Genomic DNA, 5,814 nt, shown 5'->3' on the forward strand with positions numbered 1-5,814 from the left:
GGCCCGCCTCCTCCAGCGCCTGCCAGGCGACCGGCAGCAGCAGGCGCACCTGCGGGTCCAGCAGCTCCGCTTCCCGTGGCGAGATCCGGAACGGCAGCGCGTCGAAGGTGGTGACGTCGGTGAGGAAACCGCCGTGCGGCGGCTCGAAGCCGTCGCGGAGCGCCGCGGCGCGGGCAGGCGGCACCGGGCCGACCGAGCGGCGGCCGGCCCGCAGGTTGCGCCAGAACGCGCCGACGTCGTCCGCCTCCGGGTAGCGGCCCGCCATCCCGGTCGCCGCCACCTCGGCGGTGTGGCGCCGCCCGGTCGAGACCCAGCTCACCGGTCCGGCCGCGGGCCGGGGCGACGAGACCTCCACGCGCGGCGCCGGGACCGCGGTGTTCCCGGCGGTCGACCTGTCCACCGCCCCGCCCAGGAAGGAGTGCAGCAGCCGCTGGCCCGGGTGCAGCCGGAAGTGTTCACGTACCGAGTCGAACGCCATCGCCCCGATCGGGCACAGCCCCACCGGCTGCTCGGCCTGGGCGGTCATCAGCAGCTGGCTGACGTAACCGGCCTCCAGCGCCAGATACAGCTCGGACTCCTCGGCGTAGAGCGGTTCGATGCCGCGCGGCTCCGAGATCAGGTACAGCTCGAACCCCGCCCGGTCGAACACCTCCCGGTTGTACTGGAAGTGCGCCTCGACCATGCTCGGCGAGCCCTCATGCACCCGTTGCAGCACGTGCTCGTCGGGTCGGTGGTAGTAGATGCCCGGCGCCAGGCCCTTCACCCCGTTCGGCCGCACATGGAGGTACACCTGCACGGCGTAGGTGTCGCCCGCGGACGGGTAGAGGCGTCGAGGTCTGCCGTCGACGTCGCTCGACCGCAGCGATCCGAGCAGCGCGCGCAGCGCGTCGAGGGTGACCGACCCGCCGGTGAAGTCCCGTCGGGTCGCGCGGTCGCGGTAGGCCCGGGCGGGCGGCGCGGCGCCGCCGAGCCGGGTCGCCGGCTCATCCGGCGAGGTCGGCCGCAGGTGCCGCCGGCCGGCCTTGAACCGCGCCCGGTCCTCGGGCGAGAAGAACTCGACCTCGGTCTCCCCGGGGCCCCCAAGCGCGGACGGCTTCTCCCGTGCGAGGTATGCGGCGATGCCGCGCGCGCTGGGGTCCGCCAGCAGCGCCGACACCTGAACCCGCACACCGTGCCGCTCTCGCAGCGCGGTGGACAGCCGCACCATCGTGAACGAGGTCGCACCCTGGTCCCACAGGTCGCGCGCCGGGTCCACCGAGGGCACGCCGAGGTACTCCGCGAGCAGAGCCGCGATCTCCTCGGCCAGCTCGTCGGCCGACGCCCCGGGTGTCACCCGGTGACCAGCCGACACACCCGGCGCAGCCCGGTCGTCGACGACGGTCCGGTGCTCGACGGGCGGGTTCGGGCCGGCGGGTTCGCCGGCGTCCGCCGCGATCCCGCCTCCCGTCGACGTGGCCCGCCCCACCGGCCACGGCAGGGCGTCACGGTCCAGCTTCCCGTTGGCGGTGGCCGGGAACGACGCCACGAACACGACGAAGTTGGGGACCATGTAGTCGGGCAGCGTCTCGGCGGCGAACGCGCGCAGCCGCGCCGCCTCCGGCCGCGCCGCGCCCGGCTCCGCCTGGAGGTAGGCGACCAGCTTCCGATCTCCGCCGTCGTTGGCCCGGGCCAGCACGACCGCCTCCCGCACCGCGGGGTGCTCGCGCAGACGATGCTCGATCTCGCCGAGCTCCACCCGGAAGCCGCGGATCTTGATCTGGCCGTCGCGGCGTCCCAGGAACGTGATGATCCCGTCCGGTCGGAACGCGGCACGGTCGCCGGTGCGGTACATGCGTTCGCCCGTCCGGTCGGTGAACGGGTCGGGCAGGAAGCTGCGGGCGGTCAGCTCCGGGTCACCGTGGTAGCCGAGGCTGAGGCAGTCGCCCGCGATGTAGAGGTCGCCCTCCTCGCCGATCGGGCACGGCTCCAGGGTCTCGTCGAGGACGTAGTACCGCGAGTTGTCGATGGGGCGGCCGTACGGGATGCTGCGCCACCGCGGGTCGACCACCTCGACCGGGAACCAGTTGGACCGGACCGTGGCCTCGGTCGCGCCGCCCAGGCTGACCAGGCTCGCCCGCGGCGACACCGCCCGCAGGTCGGCCGGCAGGCTCAGCGGCGTGTAGTCACCGCTGAGGAAGACCAGCCGCAGGTCCACCCCGGCGCGGTCGCGCAGCGACGGCAGCAGCGTGGCCAGCGACGTCGGCGCCGAGTTCCAGAAGGTGATCGGCTGCTCGGCCAGCACGTCGGCGAGCAGCTCCGGGTCCCGCTGCTCGCGCTCGTCGGCCACGTACAGGCTCGCGCCGCGGCCCAGAAGCCCGAGGATGTCGAACACCGACAGGTCGAACCCGAGCGAGGTCACGCACACGCCCACGTCGCCGGGTCCGAAGCCGAAGGTGCGGTAGCACCAGTTGAGCAGGTTCCACACCGGCCGATGCGTCACGGCGACGCACTTGGGTCGCCCGGTGCTGCCGGAGGTGAAGATGTAGTAGGCGGTGTTGTCCGGGCCGGTCACCGGTTCGGGGTCACCCGGATCCTCGTCGGCGCCCGCCAGCAGCGTGTCGAGCTCGACCACCGGCACGTCGGGCCGCCAGTCCAGCGCGCCCACGGTGGTCAGCACGACGCGCGAGGAGGTACGGGCCAGCATCGCCGCCGCCCGGTCGGGCGGCAGACCCGGCAGCACCGGCAGGTACGCTCCGCCCGCCTTGAGCACGCCGAACACCGCCGCCACCATCTCCGGTCCCCGCCGGGTGGCGACCGCGACCGCCGTCTCGGCCGTGACGCCCCGCTCGCGCAGGCGGTGCGCGATGACGTTGGCCCACCCGTTCAGCTCGCGGTAGGTGGCGATGCCGTCGCGCCACCGCAGGGCGACCGCGCGGGGCCGGCGGCGGGCCTGCTCCTCCAGCAGCAGGTGCACCGGGCCATCCGCCGGGTAGGTCGTCGTGGTGTCGTTCCACTCGTAGAGCACGCGGCGCCGCTCGTCGGCGGTGAGCCGGCCGACCCGCTCCTGCTCGTCCGGCTGGTCGGCGAACCCGGTCACGGTGGCACGAAACCGGTCGAACGCCGGGTCGAGCGCGTCGGCGGGGAGGTGGCCGGGCACCACGTCCCACGCGATGTCGAGGGTCTCGCCGTCGTCGACGGCCACGCAGTCCAGCGACACGTCGGAGGTGGCGGTGCGCCAGGGACCGGCCGTCACACCCGGCGGAAGCGGCTGCCCGGACACATCCAGGACGCTGGTGAACACCACGGGCAGCGCGAACGACCGATCGCGGCGCCGGCGCAGCACGACGACGCGCAGGTCAGCGAGCCCGCTCGCGCCGTCGGCCTCGGCGTCCTCGGCGAGCAGCGCGGCCAGCCGGCGGGCCCGCGCGGGCAGGGGAAGGTCCGGCTGGTCCACCCGGACCCAGCTCAGCGCGGTCTGCTCGCCGGGGCGGTACACCTCGCGCCCGGCGGCCCAGCGCACCACCGGCAGGGCGAACGGCGGGTCGAACACGTGGGCAAGCGCGTCGCAGAACGCGGCCGGCAGCGCCGCGTCCGCGGTCACGTCATGCCGTGCCGCCCAGGTGCGCAGCGCGGCCGGGTCGGCCGTGAACCGCAGGCGTTCGGTGCGGCCGGGTGCCCCCGGCGTGAACGGCCCCGACGGCAGGTCCGCCAGGCGGGCGAGCCAGTGCTCACGATGCGCCGGGTTGGTGGCGGACGCGCGCGCCGCGGGCGGCACAGTCCGCGCGGGCGGGTCGGCGTAGCGGCGCAGCAGGGCCCGACCGAGCGCCAGGACGCTCGGCGCGTCGGCCACGAGCAGGTCGATCGCCAGGTGCACGGTGCCCGAACCGTCGGCACCGCGCCGGACCCGTAGGTCGGTGTGCGGCGCGCGGCCCAGGGGAAACGGCCGGTCGGCGACGTCGCGCGCGATCGCCTCGTCCACCTCGGGCTGGTCGGACTCCACAACGGGGACGCGTCCGCCGGCGGCCGTGGGGGGCAGCACGGTGGTCCGGCCGTCCTGGTCGACGACCGTGCGCAGCACGTCGTGCTCGACGACCAGGTCGAGCCAGGCCTGTTCCAGCCGGGACACGTCGAGCTCGGCGACGTGGAAGCTCTGATAAAGCTGGCAGCCCGCGGTCCGGCCGGACACCCGGGCCACGTGGTAGGCCTGCTGGAGGTCGTTCAGCTCGTCGCCCGGCGTCGGCGCCGCGTCCACGCAGGCCGCCTGGAGCGCGGCCACGAACCGACTGAACAGCGCGTCCGCGGTGTCCCAGCGCCAGCGCAGACCACCGCCGTGTTCCCACATCAGGTGGTCCAGGCCGACACCCGAGGTCTGGCCGACGGCGTGGACCAGGTGGTCGGTCATGCTCGGCGCGTCCGGTTCGCCGACGTCGAGCAGGCTGGTGAACACGGCCGGCAGGTCCGGGGCCGGCAGATCGGCGCGGCGCAGCTCGCGCACCACCTCCACACCCGACACCTCGTTGTGCGCCAACGCGTCCCACACCTGCCGATGCAGTGCGGCGGCCAGGTCGGACCGCCGGCGGTCGACCTCGTCGACCACCAGCAGGCAGGTCGAGGTGAAGGGACCGGCCACGTCGTCCGCGCCCCGGCCCAGCCGCACCCGGTCGGTAGTGGTCAGCACCAGCGACCACGGCCGCGGACCGATGGTCAGCACCTCGCAGAACACCGTCAGCGCCAGAGACGACGGCGAGACGCCGAGCGCGGACGCGCGCCGACGCAGGGCCTGCCACTGCCCGGGGTCGAGATGCCCCGTGCGCGGCACGCGCAGGTGGTGCGCGAGCCCGTCGGGCGGTTCGGGTGGGGCCGTTCGCTCGCCGAGGAGAAGGTCGGGACCGGGCGGCACCTCGGACAGCCTCTCGCGCCAGTGCAGCAGGTCCGCCTCCCAGCGCGAGGCGTGCCTGCGCTCGGCGAGCGCGACCGCGCAGTCCCGCACCGACAGCGCCGGCTCGGGCAACCGCGCGCCGGGCTCGCGGTAGAGCAGCAGCCACTGCCGGAACAGCAGCTCCGTGCTGTGCGCGTCGACCGCCGTGCCATCGAGGCTCAGGTGCGCGGAGCCGGCGCCGCCGTCACGCACGACCTCCAGCGCGAACGGCGGGAACGCACCCGGCGGGTACCGGCGGTGCGAAAGCCGTCGGCGCGCCTGCGCGCCAAGCACGGCCACGGGGCCGTCGTGCACCACCGCGACCTGTTCGGGGACATCCGGCCGAACCCGCTGCCCCGTGCTCTCCCCGACCACCAGCCGCAGCGCGTCGTGGTGGGCGACGAGCCGCCGCCACGCCGCGACCAGCCGGTCGGCGTCCAGCTCGGGCAGCCAGAACTCGCGGTAGTGGTGGCATCCGATCGCGTCCGGTCCGAGCTCGACGTACTTGCCGACGACGTAGGCTTCCTGGACCGGGGTGAGCGGGAACGGCTCGTACCGTTGGGCTGGCTTCGCCACCAGTGGCCGCGCCCCGCTCCCCGGCGCGTCGCCGACCAGCCGCGCCAGGTCGGCGACGGTCTCGCAGCCCACGAGGTCCGCGAGCGCGACCTCCCGGCCGAACTCGGCTTCGAGATCGAGCAGCAGCCGGGCCGTGGCGAGCGAGGACAGCCCGAGATCCGCCAACCTGCTGCCGGCCTCCGGGTCCGCGTCGTCGGCCACGAGGCCGCACACCAGCCGCACCGTTCGGCCGACCGCGTCCGCGAACTGGTCGGTCACCGTCATTCCCGTCACCACGTCCACCGGCCGAGGTCCGGGTAGGGCGGTTCCATCAACGGCGAGGTGTCCGAGGCCGAGACCTT

General features: G+C 74.7%; 1 protein-coding gene. It reads right to left on the bottom strand.

Annotated elements, in window-relative coordinates; all coding sequences use genetic code 11:
- Positions 1-5,731, bottom strand: a 5,731-nt coding sequence (locus tag ACY45C_RS02245; RefSeq protein ID WP_462186005.1) for an amino acid adenylation domain-containing protein, incomplete at its 3' end; no start/stop codon positions are given.
- Positions 5,732-5,814: the final 83 nt, after the last annotated feature.

The organism is Frankia sp. CcWB2, from assembly GCF_977927585.1.